Below are 19,876 nucleotides of genomic sequence, written 5' to 3' on the forward strand. Positions count from 1 at the left end.
TGGAATTTGAAAATTCGCATTATTGGCGCTTGCGGAAGCGGAAAATCGACTTTAGCTAGAGAACTGTCTCGAAAATATAACATTGCCTTCTATGAAATGGATAATCTGATTTGGGATCGAAGCGCAGAAAATAGGAGATATCCTGATGAGGTTAGGGACAGTTCTCTGCAAGCTATTGTTGGCTCAGATGCCTGGATCATTGAAGGAGCACAGCTGAAACCATGGACTTCATCTCTATTCTTGAAGCAGATTTGATTTTTGTGTTGCACCCCCATGTATTGGTTCGAGATTATCGGATTATTAAAAGGTTTCTGCTGTCTCGAACAGGGTTGCAGACGTGGAATTACAGACAATCCTTTAGCAATTTGTGCAAGATGATTGTGGAATGGAATCATCAATATGACGTTCAGGATGTCATAGAGATGACGAGTAAACATGGCAAGGATGTAGTTGTCATTACGAATGAGAAGCAGGCTGTAGAAAAGATAAATTCTACTTATAAACCTGCAACAACAATGTTTTAAAGATTGAATAAGGAGATTTACATGAGGACACACATCACTGAGATTCATCCCGTTACACAAGAGAATTGGGAACAGGCTCTAAAAATTTCGCTACATGAAAACCAAAAACATCTGGTTCCAAGTGTTACGGAGGGACTTGCTTATGCCTATATTAAACCATGGGATGAAGCATTTGATCCTTACGTTCTGCAAATCGAAGGCAAAATCATTGGATTCTTTTATATAAGTTATACGCCTGAAAGTACAGATAATTACTGGATTGGCGGCTTTCAGATCGACAAGACGTTTCAAGGGCAAGGTATGGGAAAACGAGCATTAAGAGCCATCATCGATTTTATCACCGATAAACATCCGTTATGTCACATCCTTTCTCTGACCGTTGAAAAAGACAATCATATTGCCCAGCACTTATATAGAAGTATGTCATTTGTAAGCGAGAATCTGACCAATTCGGATGGTGAGGTTATTTACAGATTGAAAATAAGATGAATCACAAAGTCAACATACATCGTTTAGAGGGAGGTATTTTTATGAGAACAATTGATTACAGCCAGTATTACTGGCAAGATGACAAAGTAAGGCTGAGAGCTTTTGAAGAAGAGGATTGGGAGAGTTGTTACACCGGTGGCTTTGACTCTCCCGCGCGCATTTTGCTTGAATGTGCTGTTGAACTTCCGCCAACGATCACTGGAGCTAAACGATTAATAGATCAGAACGTAACATTCTCATCAACCAATGGTCGTATTATGTTTACCACCCTAAAATCTTGAGGGGTACACCATACTGGGCCAATAAAAAGGAGACAAAAGAATGATTACATACCAAATCTTGAACCTGGATCATGTAAAACAGTTACATGAAATTGATCGTTCTGAATATATCGATCTCATCTATGAGGCCGGTGAACAGGGCTTAGTTGAGCACAAACAAGATCATGTATGCGCGAATTGGGGTCAGGAACAACTGGAAGAGATAGAGGATCGTTATATTTATGAATTGCAACATGGGGGAATGGCTTATGGGGCTTTTGATGGTACGAGATTAGTAGGCTTTGGTGTACTTGCCCATCAATTTAGGGGGAAAGAGCAGAATCAGTTGCAGCTCGATCTCATGTATGTCTCCAGAGCGTACAGACGGCAGGGAATTGGGACACGCATTCTTGCTTTTTTAAGTGAGGAGGCAAGAAGGCGTGGAGCGCGGTCCTTGTACATCTCGTCAACCGAAACGAGATCAGCGGTTTCTTTTTATCAAAGCCAGGGCAGTGAAATGACAGGAGAGGTGGACAAAGAACTGTACACCAAAGAGCCCAAAGATATTCATATGATAAAGGAGCTTAACGGATGACGACGGTTGGTTTGTTAGGAACCATTCATAACGTTGGTGCGGATCACAATTACATATTTCAGGATGAGTTACGGAAAGAGGATGTTCATTGGATTTATCCTTTGAAATTAAAGGAGAACGAATGAGGAAAAAGATAGCAAAAGTCTGTAAATATACCTTCTTTACCGTCGTAGGAATGTTCGTAGTTTTTCTCATTTTTCCTACATGGACACCGAGTATCGAAGGGGAGAACAGTATAAGCCGTATAGAGCAGATTGACATCAACGGTGAAGGGCACGAAGTGATGATCAGGGGAGCGGATCGAGCCAATCCGGTATTGTTATTTGTTCATGGTGGACCTGGGTACTCAGAGATTCCTTATGTAAGAAAATATCAGCGTGAGCTCGAGCGGTATTTTACAATTGTTCATTATGATCAACGCGGTAGCGGAAAGTCGTTCCATTTTACAGCGGATTATTCAAAGCTGACAACCGATGTACTTGCAGATGATTTAATCGCTCTGACAAAGTATGTTACTGAGGAACTTCATCAAGAGCAGGTGATCCTGGTCGGGCATTCTTTTGGGACGTATATCGGCATCAAGGCGGTTGCGAAGGCTCCAGAACAGTTTAAAGCTTATATTGGAATTGGACAGGTGGCCGACATCATTCAGAGTGAAATGGAGACGCTGGATTATACGATAAAGCAGGCAACCGCGGCAGGAAACAAAGCGGATGTGAAACAATTAGAGTTATTGCGTGATTCTGTGCAGCAAGGGAAAGGACTGACTCCTCGAACGTTTGTGCAAAAGTATGGCGGTTCAGCCAGACTCATTAACGAGAATGCTGATTATGTTAAAGGATTTCTAATAAATCCCGAGTACAACGGATGGGATGTCATTCGATTTTATACAGGGGTTCTCCAGTTGCAAGATCGGCTTGTGCGAGAAGCATTGGATCACCCATTGCCTGAGATTGTAGACGAGATCCAAGTTCCGACTTATTTCCTAATGGGGCAATATGATTATATGACGACCCTTAATGCTGCCAAGGATTACTTGCAAAAGTTGAAAGCACCCGAGAAAGAACTGGTTATATTTCATGAGTCCGCGCATTATCCTCAGTTTGAAGAGAAGGAACAATTCCTGGCTTGGCTGATTGAACATTTCAAATAGGGTTGAAAAGTGTAAAAACCTGTCAAAAAGGACAAGAGAATGAACTTTATTTACCATAATTGTGTTATTATGTTGGTGCGAACCGTTTTTTCGCTCACCACTCTATTCATAGAGAAGGGAGGAATATATTTTCGTATTTCTTCAATCAATCCATTTTTTAACCATCTAGATGAATCACTAGAATAACTGCACTGCTTGTTCTAAAATAAAATAAGCGGAGGTACCGTTATGACGAAAACGTTTAAAAAATTTGGCATAGCCAGTTTGGCACTGCTTTTTATGGCCACAGCGGCGTTTGCGGGATGGGGCTCTAAAGCATCGGCCGCTGATATGAGATCATTAACCGCTGCGCAGATTACTGCGGAGATGGGTGCAGGCTGGAATCTGGGTAATCAGCTGGAAGCAACCGTGAACGGAACACCGAATGAAACGTCATGGGGCAATCCAACGATCACACCTGAGCTGATCAAAAAGGTAAAAGCGGCAGGTTTTAAAACGATTCGTATTCCGATTTCTTATCTGAACTATATTGGAAGCGCTCCCAATTATACAGTGAATGCATCTTGGCTTAATCGTATACAGCAAGTGGTGGACTATGCGTATAACGAAGGTTTATACGTAGTCATCAATATGCATGGAGACGGGTTCCACTCGATTCCGGGCTCGTGGTTACATGTGAACAGTGGCAATCAGAACGTTATTCGTGAGAAGTATCAAAAGGTGTGGCAACAAGTTGCCAACAAGTTCAGTAATTATAACGAACGTCTGATTTTTGAATCTATGAATGAGGTGTTTGACGGAAATTACAACAATCCGAATACGTCTTATTATGGTAACTTGAATGCGTACAATCAGATCTTTGTGGATACCGTTCGCAAAACAGGTGGCAACAACAATGCAAGATGGTTGCTTGTTCCAGGCTGGAACACAAACATAGACTACACTGTGGGCAATTATGGTTTTGTCGTTCCAAGTGATAATTTCAGATCTTCCGCCATTCCAAGCTCTCAGAAGCGAATCATGATCTCGGCACACTATTACTCGCCATGGGATTTTGCTGGTGAAGAAAATGGAAACATTACGCAATGGGGAGCTACCGCGACGAATCCTTCCAAAAGATCGACATGGGGGCAAGAGGATTACTTGGAATCTCAGTTCAAATCTATGTACGATAAATTTGTGACTCAAGGTTATCCAGTCGTTATGGGTGAGTTCGGTTCCATCGATAAATCTTCTTATGATTCCAGCAACAGTACCTATCGTGCGGTTTATGCCAAAGCCGTGACTGCCAAGGCGAAAAAATATAAAATGGTTCCAGTTTATTGGGACAACGGGTTCAACGGCCAGCATGGATTCGCGCTGTTCAACCGGTTTAACAATACGGTAACACAGCAAAATATCATTAATGCGATCATGCAAGGCATGCAATAATTGATGTTGTCAGAAGCAAGAATGGGGCGGCATGTTTCTTATAACCAGGGACATGCCGCTTTAGTATGTTTTCTCAAAAAAGGTGATGCGAGTTCACTCGTAATTTCTCATGAATTTTTACACAAGCCGCAAGTAGAATTCATTAAATGCCACACAATCATGGTTATACTTAATTTTGCTTTGATCTAGCGAACTTGAAGGATTGGGTGGTAGACAGAATGTTGAAGAAGCGTGAGATGCATGAATGTCAATCTCTGTACAGCTTGATGATGGATCCCGCAGTTTCCCCTTATGTTCGTTATGCATGTCAGTCGCAAGAGGAATTTATGTTTTTAACGAGGCAGTTGATCGCAGAAGAAGAACAGGGAAGTGTTATAACGCGTACGATTTTGAATGAAACAGGCACCGCAATTGGCACTATTGATCTGTATCAGATTGTCAACCAGACTGGATTTCTGGCAACTTGGATTGGTGCTCCTTATTTCGGACAAGGATACAGTCAAAGAGCCAAGTCCGCGTTTTTGACAGAATTGTTTCTTGAACAAGATATACAGACGGTTTTTATGAAAATACGCAAACAAAATGTTCGTTCCCGCAAAGCGGTGGAGAAACTACCTTACGTTAACCTCTCCAATGACCTGTATCCAGAGGTCACGCATTCCATTAATGCGAAGCAGTCCATATATGATTTGTACCATGTCGAACGTGCTACTTTTCTCGAAAGTCATATGGAATTGCATCACATTTTAGCTACGTAAGAACCACTGGTTGAGAGTCATCAAAGAATAGTAAAAGAGTATACACGGCGCCGTCAGAGATGACGGTGCTATTTGATATACAGGGAAACACGACCTTATGAAACTAGGTATAGCTTCATTCGTAGAAGCATTGGTGAAAACTCCGGGATAAAAACTACTGCATACCTCGTTTAAAAAGTTATAGAAATTCCTTAATGGAAGAACATGGATTATAATTGAGGTGAAGTGTATTGAAGGAGGTTGTTGTTTTGACAACAGAGGTATGGATTCCAATGGAGGAGATTCAGGATCAGGAGCCGATCTGGGCAGGTACCAAAATTCGAATATATCAAGAACAGCCACTGGAATACTTGCTCTCATACATATATGGGAATTCGAATGAGCTTCAACTAACGTGCTTAACCCAAGGCGAGGCAGGTAATATCGGAGGCGTCATTACTAAAGACCTGCCCAACCACTATGTACTGGCTCAAACGCTAAAGACCTTTTTGACCGGAGTGTACAGTGAGATTTGTTTTGAATAAGAAGGGGGTTATATTTTGAATCAGATGAACAAGATTCTGGGTGTCGTGTTAATGGTTGCGAGTGTGTTCATATCCACACTTGAACGAATGTCTATCCGATTATCAGCAGCATTGGTTGAGTCGGGAAGCGGATCGGAGCAAGGTTTGCGAGAAGTTACGCAGAAGGTAGATGTACCCACAGGACTACTCGTATATTTCATGTTTTTTGTTGGGTTTGTATTGCTGGTTGCCGGTTTCCCAGGAACGTACAAAAACAAAAATAAACGTCAGCAGGAGCGGCCAGAGAATTACAAATAGAGGAGGATGCAAGTTGTCTGAACAACCGGAGGAGAAGTTAACAGGTGGTAACGTGAATGAAGTTGTGCGCGTTGGAGATACGGTTCGCCGGGGTAGTGACCCGAGTATTAACGCAAATCGTTATGTACACGAACTGCTCTCGCATCTGGAAAAAGAAGGCTTCCATCAGGCACCGAAGTATCTGGGCATGGATGAGAAGGGCAGGGAAATACTCTCTTACCTTGACGGAGACGTCCCGGGTAATGATTATCCGGAGATCGAAAGTTACATGTGGTCAGACGAATCACTGATTTCCGTTGCCCATTTATTAAGAGCCTATCACGATGCAACCGTAAATTTCACCACGGTGGAACAGCCTGTTAACCTTTATCCAGGCATAGGTAGAGATGAACACTCACATAAATCAGTTGATACAAATTCAGAGAATTCCGAAGTGGTCTGCCATAACGACTTTGCTTTATACAACATCGTGTTCAGACAAGGTTTGCCGCAGGGCATTATTGATTTTGATCTGGCATGCCCGGGGCCGCGTATGTGGGATATTGCCTATACTTTATATACGTGTGTACCTCTTGCGAATTTTTCGCCCAAGCTTGAAGAGCAAGGGAAATCGGTTGCCTCATATGATAGAGAAATGCACGCAAACGTTCGGAAAAAACGCATTGAATTGTTTATGAAAGCTTACGGTTCACATGTTCCACCTGATCTGAAAGATTGGGTCGTGTCACGTATTCGCTTTATGTGCAAAACTTTAGAGGATCGTGCATTAGCAGGAGACTTAGCCTTTGTGAAAATGGTTGAAGAAGGTCATCTGGCTCACTACGAGAGAGAAGTGATTTTTCTGGAGCAACATTGGCAAGAGTGGACATAGTTTTTGTCGTAACTTTTTCGGGTAAATGCAACGTTAAAACGGTTTGTATTCTATTTTTTCATTGGGGGAGAAAAAGATGGAAACGAAGATCGTTACATTGGCTGCATTTCATGTTGCAGGGTATCGCATTGAAGCTACGGTGGAAGAGTTTGAGGCAGGATTAGGACAGAATCTTTATGATAAGTTAATAGAGAAGAGGGATCAGATCAAGCATCGGAAAAACGACCAGGTTCTCTTAATGCAGCTGTATCCGTCCTATGAGGATTTTAATGCCAAAGTAGATCCATTCGCACATGTATTATGCTATGAAGTAAACGAGACGGAGGGCACGCCGCCTGGAATGATTATTCATCATGTGCCAGCTCGTTCATACGTTACATGTACGCACAGAGGACTAGAATCCGACATAGGTGATACATATGACTACATCTATGGACAGTGGTTAGAAGATGCTGGATACACACCTGAGTGTTATGATTTTGAAATCTGGGATGAACGCTACCAGCCGGATAGTGTCAATAACGAGATCGATGTTTATGTGGCTTTGCAATCTTAGTATTCGTCATGACTGACTTCGTATATAATGAAAGATGACTCTACAAAACAAGTAACTACATACTATTGCGAGGTGCACTTCGACTTATGCCAACGATCTATGATTTCACTGTGACGAGAACGAGTGGAGAGCGTTTTCCGCTCTTTCAATATGAAGGAAAGCCTGTACTGATTGTGAACACGGCAAGCAAATGTAAATATACGCATCAATTCGATGATATCCAGAAGTTATATGATGAGTACAAGGATCAGGGATTGCAGGTCATTGGCTTCCCATGTAATCAGTTTGCGGAGCAGGAGCCAGGTAGCAGTACAGAAGCCGAGTCTTTCTGTCAGATCAACTACGGGGTGAAATTCCCGATGTTTGCGAAACTGGATGTGAATGGAGAGGAAGCGCATCCGTTGTACGACTTTTTGAAAAAGTCAGGTCCGTTTGCCGGCTTTGATGAAAGCGACATTCAGGCCAAACTGCTCAAGCTGATGGTGGCAGACAAAGCACCAGAGTGGCTGCACGGCGATGCGATCAAATGGAATTTTACCAAATTCCTGATTGATGCAGAAGGTCAAGTCGTTCGGCGCTTCGAGCCGGTGGATTCCATGGACGAGATCAAAGCAAGTATCCGAGAGTTGTTATAAAATTTAGATGAACATTAGCGGGGCAACCAAGCATAACGTTGTATCCCGCTTTCTTTTTTTGCACAGGAGGTGATGATGTGCCAAGCATGATGCAGTTTAATTCCCCACTGGCGTATACCTATAGAGCCACCAGTCAGTTTGACCCGGGTAATTCGGACGGATTTCATTCGCATCCACACTATGAGATTTATTATTTTCATGAAGGGGAATGCACTTATATTATTGGAGATCGGGTATATGCACTGGAGCCGGGGGACTTGGTGTTAATGCATGGACTGACTTTGCATCGGCCGCATCCCAAAGTTGGTAAACCTTACGTTCGCACAACGCTTCATTTCGACCCTTCTGCCATTCGTAAAAGCCTGCATCCCGAGCGCATCCATGAAGTGCTGAAGCCGTTCGATGAGCTGGGCAATTGCCGGGTGAACCTGACCGGTGAGGTTCGCGCCGAATTCGAAGCACTGCTACATGATCTGCACCAGTTATCTTCTCACTCATCCAGATTCAGACAGGAGCGTATGCATATCCGGGTCTGTGATCTGTTATATTGTGTAGCAGAGATCTGTCAGGGACATGTGCAGGAACAGCGTTCTTCATCGGAAAAAGAAAGACATGTCCAGCATATCATCCGATACGTGGATACGAATTACATGCATGACATCGGTCTGGATGATCTCGCTCAGGAACTACATCTGTCCAAGCCCTATTTGGCAGGTATGTTCAAGGAGATGACGGGACTGACCATATTTAAGTACTTATATGACCGGCGTATTAATCAGGCGAAACTGCTATTCCAGTTTCAGCCCGAGATGAGTGTGACGGAGGCCAGTCGATTGTCTGGTTTTAAAAGGCTGTCTCATTTTAGCCGAATTTTTAAACAAAGCGTGGGCTGTTCGCCTGATCTGTATCGAAGTCAGCTGCATCGGCAGCTGTAGGGTCGATAGGGATGTTGAAACGAAGTTTAGCGCTGTTAGCGTAAACGAGGAATAAATGGTTGCCATGTAGAAGCCGAACCGCAGATTCATCGTGGTCGGCTTCTTTAGCTTTATTTTTATAACCATGATCAAATAGCGAGCAAGGGTCAGCCCCCTTCACGTAACGCAGATGTTTAGAATGCCAAACGAACAGGTAAAGAAAGGTAACGAGAAAAAGACGATTACAGGAGGCGAAAAGTGAATGGAGAAGCAAACACCGGCGCAACAACGGGAAAATGGCAAACGAGATAAGATGCCAGACCACCCGGAGCAACATAAGACTGAACATGAAAGCATGTTGGATCGATACGAGCAAGAACAAACGGTTGATCCGATTCCAATGCAAGATTTGAACATGGAAGCGCAGGAAGAGAAGAATAAGGATCAGACGAAAAGTAATTCGTCTACAGAAGAGGAATACCGGGCAGACTATCGTAAGAGGGATTAAATAATATAATGAAAATAAAATAGTTTATTGACTAATGTATGTTACTATATTATAGTTACCTTGTTGGCCATGAACTACAAATGACTTAGGAGGCGTATATGAATGTCTACTTTTTTTGATGCGTTGAAGAACAGAAGATCTTATTATGGAATCAGTAAGGAATCCACAATCTCGGATGCTAAAATTCAGGAAATCGTCGAAGAAGCGGTAAAGTATACACCAACTGCATTTAACTCACAGACTTCCCGGGCAGTCGTATTGCTTGGTGAACAGCATGATAAACTATGGAATCACACGGAAGAAATTTTGCGTGAAGTTGTGGGCAACGAAGAGGCATTCCAATCCACAGCTGAGAAAATGGCAGGTTTCCGTAGTGGCTACGGTACGGTTCTGTTTTTCGAAGACAACAATGTGGTAGCACAGCTTCAACAAAACTTTGCTGCGTACGCAGACAACTTCCCGATCTGGTCTAACCAATCGAACGGTATGTTGCAACTGGTCATCTGGACTGCACTGGAGCAAGAAGGACTGGGGGCATCCCTGCAACACTACAATCCACTGATTGATGAAAAAGTGAAGCAAGAATGGAATATTCCAGAGCACTGGAGACTGATCGCTCAGATGCCGTTTGGTAAACCAACCGCAACCCCAGGCGAGAAAGAGTTCCAACCGATCGAAGAGCGTGTCAAAGTACACAAGTAAGGAAGAGCGCGTCAAAGTACACAAGTAATTCTTGAACATTACCAATATTTAACCACATACGGCCTCGCTTCAATTTGATACGATAATGAAGATCGTAATCTATTGAAGTGAGGCTTTTTAATGTGAAAATAGTAAATGATAATAGAGCTTTTCGAACCTTTCATCCCGTATGGAAGATCGTATTAAGCGGCGTCATTTTATTCGGTTCAGTGATTGGAAATGGAAGTATCGTTAACGGGGCGGGGAGTGGGCAGCCGACCTTTCAGGATACAAGCAAAAGCTTCGCAAAAGAAGCCATTGCGCGACTGGTACAAAAAGGGATTGTAGCAGGAACAACGGAGCACACGTTTGAACCGAAAAAAGCGGTCACTCGCGCTGAATTTGCATCATTTGCGGTTCGCTTGCTCGGACTAGAGCCAGTTTCAAACAACATTAAACCTTTTGCAGATATTTCTGCGAAAGCTTGGTATTACGGTAACGTAGCTGCGATGACTAATCTATCGATTCTTGAGGGTAAAGGCCAGAACCAGTTTCAGCCGAACGCTTCTATTACACGGGAAGAGGCAGCTGTTTTGCTTGTTCGTATGCTGAAACAGCGCCCTGTGGCAGGCGATAGTATATACAATACATATGCAGACGCAGCGGACATCTCAAGCTGGGCTCTTCCATATGTACAGAAGGTGCATCAACTTGGATTAATGCGCGGAAGTAGCGGCATGTTCCGGCCGGCTGACCAAGTCACACGGGAAGAGGCAGCAGTGATGCTGGATTCGATCTTGCAAAACAACACATGGGCCACGCAAATTCAGCGGAAGCAGGATCATGGGATTCAACTGGGATGGCAGTATAATTCATCGACAGCAGAATTTATAAGACAAGTCGACCAGTCGCCTGTGAACACGGTCGTTCCGCGTTGGTTTTTCCTGAATAAAGATATGAACGTTTCGGATCACGCCAATGCCACATTGATCTCTTGGGCATCTGCTTCGGGCAGAGCGCTGTGGCCGATGCTGGGTAACCGTTCCAATAAGGAGATGACACATCAGATGCTGTCGAGCTCAGCGAACCGGGAAGCAGTTGTCAATCAAGTGAGTGCTTATGTGAAAAAATATAAACTCGGCGGTATTAATGTGGATTTTGAAAATGTAGATCCTGTCGATCGCGAAGGCTTTACCGCGTTTGTGACTTCGTTAACGAAATCCTTGCACACACTTGGCGCTGTGGTATCGGTTGATGTATCTCCCAATCTCGGTTCAGATTGGACGGCAGCCTTTGACTACGTCAAGCTGGGGGCGATCTCGGATTATATGGTACTTATGAGTTATGAAGAGCATTGGAACGGTGACCCCAAGCCCGGTTCGGTCGCTTCGCTTCCATGGGTGGATCGAGCACTGACAAAGATGCTCTCCGAAGTACCACGTACCAAGACTATTTTGGCGCTTCCACTATATACGCGGGATTGGTCCACCGTGAATCCTGCAACAGCTTCCTGGGACATTACACTGGGAGAGCAAGGAGTGCGGGCATCAGCATCAGGTTCGCTAAGAAACTGGGATACACAGCTGAAGCAGTATATGATTAACTACACGTCTAAATCGGTGGCACGAGCCATCTGGGCGGAAGAGAGTCGCTCCTTGTCTGCCAAAGTTCGGATGAGTGGTGAGCGAAACATTGCAGGACTGGCTTACTGGTATATGGGCGGCGAAACTGCGGATGTATGGAACGCCATCACCAATGCTATGCGTTTCGAATCGTATCAGTTCTAACACTTGAAGACCGAAACCTTTCGTTTGAAACCGGAGGTTTGGGTCTTTTATTTTTGGTTTAAGCTATGGAATAAGTCAGGCCGTTTAAGCCTGTTTGTACGGTTTAATGTATAGAAGGACAAGAATCATCATGCAAAAATATACTTTTTAAAAAGAGAGAGTACTGGATATTCAGGAGGGAATAACATGCGAGAGATGGATTGTATTATTGTGGGCGGAGGGATTGCAGGGCTTCAGGCAGCCATTCAGCTGGGACGTTATTCAGCGCATCAAGTACTGGTAGTCGATGCTGGGGAAGGCCGATCAACGTTATGCCGAACCTATCATAACATTCTCGGTTATCCGGATGGGGTGTCGGGCAAAGAATTACGGGCCATTGGCAGGATGCAAGCTGAGCAGACAGGTGTTTTGTTTGAAAAGGATCGAATTGTAGAAGCCATGCGTGTGCATGAGGACAAGATCAGGCTTAAAGGGTCCTCTGGAACCCTGTATCAGGCCAAAACAGTGCTGCTGGCAACCGGGTTATCGGATCGAATACCTGATATTCCGGGACTGAAGTCTACACTCGGCCGAACCGTGTATGTATGCCCTGACTGTGATGGTTATGAGATTCAAGGGAAGCGAACGATCCTGCTGGGGGCTGGCGAAGCTGGAGCGAATATGGCCATGACCTTAATTGAACGTACTAATGATCTTTTATATATCAACCACGAGCAAACAGCGATCTCGGCTGACCTTCATCGTCAAATGAAGCAAGCAGGAGTCCGTTATCTTGAAGCAGCGGTACAGGAAGTGCAACAGATGGAGGACGGTCATATTACAGGTGTTTTAACCGAAGATGGTCAGGTTTTTGAATCAGAACGTGGATTTATCGCCTTTGGCGGGAACCGGGTTCACTATGAGCTCGCTGAGCAGCTTGGAGCCGTCATTGCAGACAATAAACATGTAGAAGCGAATCCTCGTAGTATGCAGGCGGCTCCTCACGTCTGGATTGCTGGAGATCTTGGTATACATGCCGAACAAGCGACTGTTGCTATGGGCGAAGGCGCGATTGCGGCCATCTGGATTCACAAAGCGTTACAGAAGATGGCTAAGGGTTAATAGCATATAATAAAAAAAACACAAAAAAACAAGTCCTCTATTTTCCAGTTGGTTTAGGAGGACTTGTTTTCGTGCGTTTCTTTTAAGGATTATTTACCCGGTTCATCTGTTACATTTTTATTGGAAGAATGATCATGTCCTTTATGGGTAAAGTCTTTGCGAATGTTGTCTACAATATCTCCGACGACACCTTCAATCATGTCCGTAGGTCCCGGATTTTTTTTGTCTGGTTCAATGACGGTATTTACACCGGGTTTGAGTTCATCGGTTGTTTTGTCATGTTTAGGTTTGTCATTCATGAGATCTCCTCCTTAAATTCGGTAGTAATCAATGTTTACTAACATAACCAAACATCTACATGTATATGTAAAACGTTTAACCGAACTAGGATTTTTGAAACGGCTGATTAAACTTCAGCGAGACGTTTATATTATAAATGACCCAAGGTTGTGAAGCTTATTGCAAGCTCAACATAAGTCACAAAAATGAATAATGCAATTAAACTGAAGGAGGTAATAAGCATGAATGAACAAAATCATGTGATCCACAAAGACGGGCAGGTTTCCACAGATCAGGTAGACAACGCAATCGAAAAGATTGCACCGGAGGAAAGAGACCACATTTTACAAAATTTTGATGCATTCAAAGAATACCTCGGTAAACGGATTGCCATGGGCGAATCCATCGGTTTAAGTGAAGAACAAATGGCTAAAATTGCACAAAAAGTAGCAGATCATCTGGCAGCTAACGAAGAACCTCGCAACCGGGAAGAGAAGCTATTACAGGAACTCTGGAACGTTGGTAAAGAAGAGGAACGCCATATGCTTGCTCATATGCTGGTTCGTTTGGCGCAAGACACCAGAACAAGTCATTAAAGAAGTTCAGGCATAAATGGACTGTACAAGCATAGATTAATATAGATGCAGCAGAAACCCCGAATGCAGCTGATTTGGGGTTTCTCCATGTAAAGCGGTGGACAAGCTCAGTAGTGATGACGTGAATTGTAACTATTTTTAATCTGGCTGATACTTTTCAGAAAGTGCTATGACGTATGATGAGTACAACATAAACGAATCGTTAATGTTTGGCGTGTCGGTTTGAGAAGAAAAGCTTTCGTTTAATAATTAAAGAGACGTATGAAATAAGGAGAGATGCTGGCATGAAGAACGCGGCGAAACAATGGAGATATCGGATGATCGGTGCAGCAGTTGCTTTACTTGGCATCATCGTGCTGACTACATATTTGCTTACCCCTGCAAATGCAGAGGAGCGTACCGATGCTCAGTCACCTTCTGCTAATAAGGCCCAGTTGGCCAATTCTGAGGTATATACAGCTTATATTGACGGGATGCGTGTGGAAGACGGTAAATTAATGCTGACTGTAGATAAAATCGGCTGGTATCAGGGTGAGGAAGCCAATACGATTTTCAAACAACGTAATCCGGATGCGGGCATGGACGAAGCACCTGACGGTTACTATATTGTTAATGATAACAAAGAACAAGAGCAGGTTGAGGTCAAAGCTGACGCCAACGTTCTCATGCAACTGTATGACCGTGATGGTACGGTTCAAGGAGCGGAAATTCAGTGGAATGAACCCGTAAGCTTGACCAAGTTTGAGTCGTTGTATGGGGATAAACGCATTCTGGATATGTCTGTGTTCCCTTACCACCTGACGATTCAAGATGGAAAAGTAATTAAAATTGTACAACAGTATATCCCTTAAAAGATAACATACAAATAATCCAAAAAGCATTCTTTCCGTTCAAGTAAACGGTGAAGAATGCTTTTTGTTATGACAAATGGTTGAAAGCGATTGTAATTTATTGGTGGTACATGTATCATTATAGGAATGGCGTTTTTACATCATTCAGGAGGCATCTGATGTTTAAAGACATGATTGCATTAACCAAGCCCGGACTGTTAAGGTTGAATGTGTTTGCGGTTGCCGTCGGTTTCTGGGTTGCTTCACAATGGGATATCGCATGGATATCTCTGCTTATGGTCGTGATGGGTTCAACGCTCGTCATTGCTTCGGCATGTGTCATCAATAATTATTGGGACCGTGAGCTGGATCAAAAGATGGAACGAACGAAAAAAAGAATGGATTACATTAATCATCTGAAACCAGGATTTGTTCTTGGTTACGGCTTGGTGCTCGGAGTCGCTGGTTTAGCGATATTGTTTCTACTGGTGAATCCGTTATCCGGCTGGATGGCTTTGCTCGGTTGGTTTGCGTATATCGTGATCTATACGATGTGGCTAAAACGTACATCGACATGGAGCACATCGCTGGGCGGAATTGCAGGGGCGATGCCACCTGTCATTGGGTATACCGCCGTAACGAATGAAATCGATGCAGGAGCCTGGCTGTTGTTTGCACTGTTATTTTTGTGGCAACCTCCACATTTCTGGTCGCTGGGTATTCGCCGTGTGGAAGAGTATCATGCTGCAGGCTTTCCACTCTTACCGGTGGTCAAAGGTGTGAAACGTACCAAGATACAGATGATTCCTTATGTTTTTCTGCTGATTCCTGCTGTGTTTTTGCTGTATTATTTTGATTACGTTGGACTGGTATTTCTGATTGTATCTCTGATTAGCAGCGTTATCTGGTTTGTACATACACTTGGCGGATTGAAAACACAGGATGATGAGAAGTGGGCGAAGGTTAATTTTTTGATCTCGGTCAATTACCTAATGCTCCTGTTCATCTTAATGGTAGTGAATACAACTTGGTCTTAAACAGAAGATAGCAGAGTTTCCCTCAGAGAGCACATGTTGGAATAAAACGGACAACCTCGTTGTTGGTATTATTACAAGATGTGCTTGTTTATTATTAAGGGTTATTGGATGTGACAACAACATGAATGATTTGCAACAAGCGATCTGCCTGCGACAGGAAGGCAAAGTGCGGGAGGCAATCGAGCTTTTGCACCAAGTTACGGAGTTTGAACCGGAAAATGGGGAAGGCTGGTATCAACTCGCATGGGCACATGACTCGCTAGGATTGGAACGTGAGGCTGTGCCTTATTATGAAAAAGCACTGCAGCTGGAACTATCGGCAGAAGATCGGGCTGGTGCAATTCTCGGACTAGGGAGTACTTATCGCACGCTTGGACAATACGAGCAGGCCAAATCATGGCTGCTGGCAGGAATATCGGAATTTCCCGAGCACCGGGAATTTGAGGTATTCTATGCTATGGTGCTCTATAATCTCGGCGAACACGCAGAAGCGATGGGGCGGCTGCTTGTTCAGCTTGCGGATACTTCTTGCGATCCGCGAATAATGGACTACAGCCGGGCGATACGCTACTATGCAGATCAGCTAGATCGGGTCTGGGAATAAGATAGGATCGTCTTTAAGCCTGTTCACCCTAGTTTGAGTCACGTAAAACTAAACTTCTTGATTAGAGATGAGCCATTGTTGGACTTCTTCAATAAAACGACGTGCTGCTGGTGAAATATTCCGAAGGGAAGCACAAGCTAAACCGATCATTCGGTAAGGGTCACCTGTAAGCGGCACCAGCGCGAGTGATTCCGTATGATTTTGCAGCACCATCTCGGGAAGAAGACTGATGCCAAGTCCGTTACGTACCATGGCCATAATAGCCTGATCCTCGGCAACCTCATATACCACATTTAATTTGGCAGCATGTTGACGAATCAAACGTTCAATTTCGTTGTCACCGCCCCATTTGGGAAGAATGAAAGGCTGCTCTAGCAAAACTTCAAAAGATACCGATTTCTCTGAAGCCAGAGCATGATCCAGAGGCAGGATGCACATCATCCTGTCTTTTTGTAATGTAATCGTATCAAATGGCGACGAGTCGCCAAGAGACAAGAACCCAAGGTCGATGGCCCCGCTGGCGAGCCAGTTCTCAATTTCCGCATAGTCACCCTCCCACAGCTTAATTTCAATTCCGGGGTGGCGAAGCCTGAACTGCTTGAGAATACCCGGAAGCCACTGTGTCGATACACTAGCAAATGTCCCGATTCGGACCGTGCCAATCTCTGCACCGCGAATCAGGAAGATTTCCTGGTTCATTAGTTCGGCCCAGCGGATGATTTCACGAGTGTAACCGAGAATTCGCTCACCTTCCGCGGTGACCCGGACACCCGAGCGACTGCGATGAAGCAGGGAGAATCCATATTCGCTTTCCAGGCTGGCGATGGCGTGACTGACGGCGGATTGTGTAATATTCAGGGCCTCGGATGCTTTGGTCAGACTGCCATATTCAACTACCGTGTTTAGAATTTCGTATTTAATCAGTGACATATATATTAACTCCCTTTCAGGTTTAACCACAATTATATACATGAGTTTATTTCATAATAACTATTATAAATATTCATTTTTATAATGCAAAGAGATCGTTTATACTTGCCAAGGCGAGTTAGTTTAGTACATATAACCAACGTAGCTCAGACTATTATAGAAGAATGAAGGTAGAAGTTAGATGAATGGGGTACAAGGAAATCAGATTCAAGCATCACGAAGAGCAGATGTACAGATGTTGCTTGCAACCGTTATTTGGGGTTCTTCTTATCTGTTTATGAAATCGGGACTAGCTTCAATGCAAGAACTAAATTTGATTGCTTTGCGATTTGGAATCGCGTTTGTAGCGGCAGGGCTACTCTTTCACCGCCGTTTGAGAAGTGTAGATCGTGGTACGTTGCTTGCTGGAGGTGTGCTGGGTACAGCGTTGTTTGCTGCGTTTGTATTCATTACCTATGGTGTACAGCAAACGACGGCGTCTCAGGCTGGGTTTTTGATCAGTTTGGCCGTCATTTTTGTACCGATATTAACGACAGTCTTGCGCCGGCGATTGCCGGACAAACGTCTTAGTGTCAGTATAGTGGTCGCAGTAGCAGGGCTTGGACTATTGACCCTTCAGCATGAAATGAGTTTGCATCTTGGGGATCTTTTGTGTATTATCGCGGCACTGGTTTACGCCATATATATTCTGCTAGCGGGTAAATATACACCTCAGCATGACCCACTTACACTCGGAATCGTTCAACTTGGTGTAGCGGCTTTGTTGGGAACCGTAGCCACATTTTTGTTTGAAACACCGCAGTTACCAGATACACCGGAATCATGGGCATCGATCTTGGGACTCGGAGTATTATGCAGTGGGCTTGGTTATATTTTGCAAACTTTTGCCCAGCGCCACGCTTCACCTACGAGAACGAGTCTGATCTTTTCTCTGGAGCCACTGTTTGCCGCGGCGTTTGCTTTTATTTTTCAGGGAGAGTCTCTTACGTTGCAAGGATACTGCGGAGCGGCATTGATGCTGGCTGGCGTATTGATTACGGAGGTCAAACTGCCGCTGCATGTGTTCAGACGCAGAAAGCGCCCGGCGTTATAGTGTTAACTGAATCTCTCTGTCCATCTAAATATATGTAGTGGAAGACAGTCGCCCATAAATAAACGATAGAAAAACGAAGTTACAGGTTATTCTGTCTTACTCTGATCTAACCTAACAAACCCCGAATGAACAAAACATGTTTTGTTCATTCGGGGTTTTATGCTACACTGGATGAAAAATCAGGAAAATCGGGTGAGCAAGATGGGCAAAAGAGTGACTATGCAGCAGATCGCAGATGCTGCAGGAGTATCCAAGTTCGCAGTTTCCCGTGCACTGACGGGTAAGCCGGGGGTTAGTGAGCACACGCGTGAGATGATTGTCAGAACCGCGGGGCAACTGGGTTATTTTAAAATAGAGCCAAAATATAATGCAGTGGATTCTCATACATCATTCGGTGACACAATGGGGAAGAAAAACGAAGGTACCATATTGATTTTGTTTCCGAATATACGCTCTCAAAATCGTTCTTCCTTGTATTGGGGGCCTGTATTCGACGGGATTTCAGCGCGTTTGAATGAGCAGGGTATGGATATTTTGACACTGACGGAACCTTCTTCCGATCATATGTTTTCGGTTCTCAATCCCGACGCCATTCGGGGTGTTATTACGGTAGGCACGATCTCAACGCCAGTGCTGCTCGAAATATATCGCTTGCGCATTCCGCTCGTCATGGTGGATCACGAGGATTCTGCAATACATACCGATACTGTATTTACTGACAATGTGAAAGGCATGAAGGAGTTAGTCCTTATGCTTGCGGCGAAGGGATATAAACGGTTCCAGTTCGCTGGACAGCTACCTGATGCGGTTAGTTTCAGGGAACGGTGGCTCGGGTATCGGATGGGACTTGAAGTAATGCAACTACAGGCTGAACAGCATGCGGGGCTGCTCGTGCAGGAGTATAAGGAGATGCAACAAACCATCAGAGAGTTCAAGCTTGAAGATATTCCAGAGGTGATCGTCTGCGCGAATGACCACACGGCATTTATTATCATTGAGGCTTTGCGAAGTCGCGACGTTCAGGTGCCTGAACAGTGCGCGGTAACAGGGTTCGATAATACAAGGGCAGATGATCCTATTATAGCTACGGCACATATTCATAAGGAACATCTCGGAGCCCGTGCTGTAGATCAGTTGTTGTGGCGCATTAGCAATCCGAATGTTCCATATGAGCGTAAGCTTATTCATGCGGACATCATTATGCGGGAAGAGTACCATTCGTTACGGGAGTAGCCAGGTAAAGTTTGTGGACCTTCTTAGCAGGATGGAAACAAAATAGAAAGGAAAAGGCATGGAGAAGTAAATCTCTATGTCTTTTTTTGTGATTGAAGTGATAATAGAACAATTTAATTGACCAAATGCATTGACTGTTATACGGCTAACATGTTAATTTTGTTTTGTGAATTGTTTGCTAATATAATAA

At 44.1% G+C, this 19,876-nt stretch carries 27 protein-coding genes; 25 read left to right on the forward strand and 2 right to left on the reverse strand.

Going from position 1 to position 19,876, the window contains the following annotated elements:
* Window positions 1-6 precede the first annotated feature (6 nt).
* The 19 genes from MKY23_RS12050 (at window position 7) to MKY23_RS12140 (ending at window position 13,084) form a co-directional block, all read left to right on the forward strand.
* Window positions 7-255, forward strand: coding sequence for an AAA family ATPase (locus tag MKY23_RS12050; RefSeq protein WP_261764528.1), 249 nt, complete (start codon window positions 7-9; stop codon window positions 253-255).
* Complete coding sequence (locus MKY23_RS12055) at window positions 222-524, forward strand: hypothetical protein (protein ID WP_261764527.1); 303 nt, start codon at window positions 222-224, stop codon at window positions 522-524. Before MKY23_RS12050 ends, MKY23_RS12055 begins: the two co-directional genes overlap by 34 nt.
* A 21-nt stretch (window positions 525-545) precedes the next feature.
* Window positions 546-1,013, forward strand: coding sequence for a GNAT family N-acetyltransferase (locus MKY23_RS12060; protein WP_339838277.1), 468 nt, complete (start codon window positions 546-548; stop codon window positions 1,011-1,013).
* A gap of 41 nt (window positions 1,014-1,054) precedes the next feature.
* The gene (locus MKY23_RS12065; protein WP_186811698.1) at window positions 1,055-1,294 is read left to right on the forward strand and encodes a hypothetical protein; all 240 of its coding nucleotides are present in this window, start codon (window positions 1,055-1,057) and stop codon (window positions 1,292-1,294) included.
* Window positions 1,295-1,334: 40 nt separating this feature from the next.
* On the forward strand, window positions 1,335-1,868 hold the full coding sequence (locus MKY23_RS12070; protein WP_154958853.1) for a GNAT family N-acetyltransferase: 534 nt from the start codon (window positions 1,335-1,337) through the stop codon (window positions 1,866-1,868).
* Window positions 1,865-1,993 (forward strand): hypothetical protein, encoded by a 129-nt coding sequence (locus tag MKY23_RS12075; RefSeq protein ID WP_261771629.1) that lies wholly within the window; start codon window positions 1,865-1,867, stop codon window positions 1,991-1,993. The genes MKY23_RS12070 and MKY23_RS12075 overlap by 4 nt, the downstream gene beginning before the upstream one ends.
* Complete coding sequence (locus tag MKY23_RS12080) at window positions 1,990-3,021, forward strand: alpha/beta hydrolase (RefSeq protein ID WP_154958852.1); 1,032 nt, start codon at window positions 1,990-1,992, stop codon at window positions 3,019-3,021. Before MKY23_RS12075 ends, MKY23_RS12080 begins: the two co-directional genes overlap by 4 nt.
* A 228-nt stretch (window positions 3,022-3,249) precedes the next feature.
* Window positions 3,250-4,452, forward strand: coding sequence for a glycoside hydrolase family 5 protein (locus MKY23_RS12085; protein WP_154958851.1), 1,203 nt, complete (start codon window positions 3,250-3,252; stop codon window positions 4,450-4,452).
* A gap of 218 nt (window positions 4,453-4,670) precedes the next feature.
* Complete coding sequence (locus MKY23_RS12090; RefSeq protein WP_154958850.1) at window positions 4,671-5,210, forward strand: GNAT family protein; 540 nt, start codon at window positions 4,671-4,673, stop codon at window positions 5,208-5,210.
* A gap of 266 nt (window positions 5,211-5,476) precedes the next feature.
* Entirely contained in the window at window positions 5,477-5,734 is a 258-nt protein-coding gene (locus MKY23_RS12095) for a hypothetical protein (RefSeq protein ID WP_154959018.1), read from the forward strand.
* A gap of 15 nt (window positions 5,735-5,749) precedes the next feature.
* The gene (locus tag MKY23_RS12100) at window positions 5,750-6,031 is read left to right on the forward strand and encodes a hypothetical protein (protein WP_260511133.1); all 282 of its coding nucleotides are present in this window, start codon (window positions 5,750-5,752) and stop codon (window positions 6,029-6,031) included.
* 13 nt (window positions 6,032-6,044) lie between these two features.
* A complete protein-coding gene (locus MKY23_RS12105; RefSeq protein WP_260511132.1) occupies window positions 6,045-6,902 on the forward strand; it encodes an aminoglycoside phosphotransferase family protein in 858 nt (285 codons plus the stop codon).
* A 76-nt stretch (window positions 6,903-6,978) separates the two neighbouring features.
* A complete protein-coding gene (locus tag MKY23_RS12110; RefSeq protein ID WP_339838285.1) occupies window positions 6,979-7,458 on the forward strand; it encodes an effector binding domain-containing protein in 480 nt (159 codons plus the stop codon).
* An 86-nt stretch (window positions 7,459-7,544) separates the two neighbouring features.
* Window positions 7,545-8,093: a glutathione peroxidase gene (locus MKY23_RS12115; protein ID WP_154958848.1), complete on the forward strand. Its 549-nt coding sequence runs from the start codon at window positions 7,545-7,547 to the stop codon at window positions 8,091-8,093.
* 86 nt (window positions 8,094-8,179) lie between these two features.
* A complete protein-coding gene (locus tag MKY23_RS12120) occupies window positions 8,180-9,028 on the forward strand; it encodes an AraC family transcriptional regulator (RefSeq protein ID WP_244159324.1) in 849 nt (282 codons plus the stop codon).
* A 241-nt stretch (window positions 9,029-9,269) separates the two neighbouring features.
* Window positions 9,270-9,515 (forward strand): hypothetical protein, encoded by a 246-nt coding sequence (locus MKY23_RS12125; RefSeq protein ID WP_339838287.1) that lies wholly within the window; start codon window positions 9,270-9,272, stop codon window positions 9,513-9,515.
* Between the two features lie 102 nt (window positions 9,516-9,617).
* Complete coding sequence (locus tag MKY23_RS12130; RefSeq protein ID WP_090920855.1) at window positions 9,618-10,217, forward strand: nitroreductase family protein; 600 nt, start codon at window positions 9,618-9,620, stop codon at window positions 10,215-10,217.
* 122 nt (window positions 10,218-10,339) lie between these two features.
* A complete protein-coding gene (locus MKY23_RS12135) occupies window positions 10,340-11,983 on the forward strand; it encodes an S-layer homology domain-containing protein (RefSeq protein WP_339838291.1) in 1,644 nt (547 codons plus the stop codon).
* A gap of 186 nt (window positions 11,984-12,169) precedes the next feature.
* Window positions 12,170-13,084 carry an NAD(P)/FAD-dependent oxidoreductase gene (locus tag MKY23_RS12140; RefSeq protein WP_154958846.1) on the forward strand — a complete coding sequence of 305 codons (915 nt, stop codon included), beginning with the start codon at window positions 12,170-12,172 and terminating at the stop codon, window positions 13,082-13,084.
* 89 nt (window positions 13,085-13,173) lie between these two features.
* On the opposite strand, the gene MKY23_RS12145 is transcribed toward MKY23_RS12140, so the two are convergent.
* Window positions 13,174-13,383 (reverse strand): hypothetical protein, encoded by a 210-nt coding sequence (locus MKY23_RS12145; protein WP_154958845.1) that lies wholly within the window; start codon window positions 13,381-13,383, stop codon window positions 13,174-13,176.
* A 222-nt stretch (window positions 13,384-13,605) separates the two neighbouring features.
* Here MKY23_RS12145 and MKY23_RS12150 point away from each other — a divergent pair, with 222 nt between their 5' ends.
* From MKY23_RS12150 to MKY23_RS12165, 4 genes are all read left to right on the forward strand, one after another.
* The gene (locus tag MKY23_RS12150; RefSeq protein WP_123066707.1) at window positions 13,606-13,959 is read left to right on the forward strand and encodes a DUF3243 domain-containing protein; all 354 of its coding nucleotides are present in this window, start codon (window positions 13,606-13,608) and stop codon (window positions 13,957-13,959) included.
* Window positions 13,960-14,243: 284 nt separating this feature from the next.
* Complete coding sequence (locus MKY23_RS12155) at window positions 14,244-14,810, forward strand: hypothetical protein (protein WP_339838296.1); 567 nt, start codon at window positions 14,244-14,246, stop codon at window positions 14,808-14,810.
* Window positions 14,811-14,968: 158 nt separating this feature from the next.
* On the forward strand, window positions 14,969-15,826 hold the full coding sequence (gene cyoE, locus MKY23_RS12160; RefSeq protein ID WP_339838298.1) for a heme o synthase: 858 nt from the start codon (window positions 14,969-14,971) through the stop codon (window positions 15,824-15,826).
* A gap of 121 nt (window positions 15,827-15,947) precedes the next feature.
* Complete coding sequence (locus tag MKY23_RS12165; protein ID WP_339838300.1) at window positions 15,948-16,430, forward strand: tetratricopeptide repeat protein; 483 nt, start codon at window positions 15,948-15,950, stop codon at window positions 16,428-16,430.
* Window positions 16,431-16,478: 48 nt separating this feature from the next.
* Here the strand turns inward: MKY23_RS12165 and MKY23_RS12170 are convergent, their stop codons facing one another.
* Entirely contained in the window at window positions 16,479-17,360 is an 882-nt protein-coding gene (locus tag MKY23_RS12170) for a LysR substrate-binding domain-containing protein (RefSeq protein ID WP_339838303.1), read from the reverse strand.
* 181 nt (window positions 17,361-17,541) lie between these two features.
* Here MKY23_RS12170 and MKY23_RS12175 point away from each other — a divergent pair, with 181 nt between their 5' ends.
* Window positions 17,542-18,453: a DMT family transporter gene (locus MKY23_RS12175; RefSeq protein ID WP_339838306.1), complete on the forward strand. Its 912-nt coding sequence runs from the start codon at window positions 17,542-17,544 to the stop codon at window positions 18,451-18,453.
* A gap of 159 nt (window positions 18,454-18,612) precedes the next feature.
* The gene (locus MKY23_RS12180; protein ID WP_339838308.1) at window positions 18,613-19,686 is read left to right on the forward strand and encodes a LacI family DNA-binding transcriptional regulator; all 1,074 of its coding nucleotides are present in this window, start codon (window positions 18,613-18,615) and stop codon (window positions 19,684-19,686) included.
* Window positions 19,687-19,876: the final 190 nt, after the last annotated feature.

The sequence above is a fragment of the Paenibacillus sp. FSL R7-0272 genome, assembly GCF_037969905.1.
Lineage (GTDB): Bacteria > Bacillota > Bacilli > Paenibacillales > Paenibacillaceae > Paenibacillus > Paenibacillus polysaccharolyticus.

Coding starts and splice junctions, on each gene's coding strand:
- MKY23_RS12055 (WP_261764527.1), top strand. CDS start 222: ATGGACTTCATCTCTATTCTTGAAGCAGATTTGATTTTTGTGTTGCAC.
- MKY23_RS12060 (WP_339838277.1), top strand. CDS start 546: ATGAGGACACACATCACTGAGATTCATCCCGTTACACAAGAGAATTGG.
- MKY23_RS12065 (WP_186811698.1), top strand. CDS start 1,055: ATGAGAACAATTGATTACAGCCAGTATTACTGGCAAGATGACAAAGTA.
- MKY23_RS12070 (WP_154958853.1), top strand. CDS start 1,335: ATGATTACATACCAAATCTTGAACCTGGATCATGTAAAACAGTTACAT.
- MKY23_RS12075 (WP_261771629.1), top strand. CDS start 1,865: ATGACGACGGTTGGTTTGTTAGGAACCATTCATAACGTTGGTGCGGAT.
- MKY23_RS12080 (WP_154958852.1), top strand. CDS start 1,990: ATGAGGAAAAAGATAGCAAAAGTCTGTAAATATACCTTCTTTACCGTC.
- MKY23_RS12085 (WP_154958851.1), top strand. CDS start 3,250: ATGACGAAAACGTTTAAAAAATTTGGCATAGCCAGTTTGGCACTGCTT.
- MKY23_RS12090 (WP_154958850.1), top strand. CDS start 4,671: ATGTTGAAGAAGCGTGAGATGCATGAATGTCAATCTCTGTACAGCTTG.
- MKY23_RS12110 (WP_339838285.1), top strand. CDS start 6,979: ATGGAAACGAAGATCGTTACATTGGCTGCATTTCATGTTGCAGGGTAT.
- MKY23_RS12115 (WP_154958848.1), top strand. CDS start 7,545: ATGCCAACGATCTATGATTTCACTGTGACGAGAACGAGTGGAGAGCGT.
- MKY23_RS12120 (WP_244159324.1), top strand. CDS start 8,180: ATGATGCAGTTTAATTCCCCACTGGCGTATACCTATAGAGCCACCAGT.
- MKY23_RS12125 (WP_339838287.1), top strand. CDS start 9,270: ATGGAGAAGCAAACACCGGCGCAACAACGGGAAAATGGCAAACGAGAT.
- MKY23_RS12130 (WP_090920855.1), top strand. CDS start 9,618: ATGTCTACTTTTTTTGATGCGTTGAAGAACAGAAGATCTTATTATGGA.
- MKY23_RS12140 (WP_154958846.1), top strand. CDS start 12,170: ATGCGAGAGATGGATTGTATTATTGTGGGCGGAGGGATTGCAGGGCTT.
- MKY23_RS12145 (WP_154958845.1), bottom strand. CDS start 13,383: ATGAATGACAAACCTAAACATGACAAAACAACCGATGAACTCAAACCC.
- MKY23_RS12150 (WP_123066707.1), top strand. CDS start 13,606: ATGAATGAACAAAATCATGTGATCCACAAAGACGGGCAGGTTTCCACA.
- MKY23_RS12155 (WP_339838296.1), top strand. CDS start 14,244: ATGAAGAACGCGGCGAAACAATGGAGATATCGGATGATCGGTGCAGCA.
- cyoE (WP_339838298.1), top strand. CDS start 14,969: ATGTTTAAAGACATGATTGCATTAACCAAGCCCGGACTGTTAAGGTTG.
- MKY23_RS12165 (WP_339838300.1), top strand. CDS start 15,948: ATGAATGATTTGCAACAAGCGATCTGCCTGCGACAGGAAGGCAAAGTG.
- MKY23_RS12170 (WP_339838303.1), bottom strand. CDS start 17,360: ATGTCACTGATTAAATACGAAATTCTAAACACGGTAGTTGAATATGGC.
- MKY23_RS12175 (WP_339838306.1), top strand. CDS start 17,542: ATGAATGGGGTACAAGGAAATCAGATTCAAGCATCACGAAGAGCAGAT.
- MKY23_RS12180 (WP_339838308.1), top strand. CDS start 18,613: ATGCTACACTGGATGAAAAATCAGGAAAATCGGGTGAGCAAGATGGGC.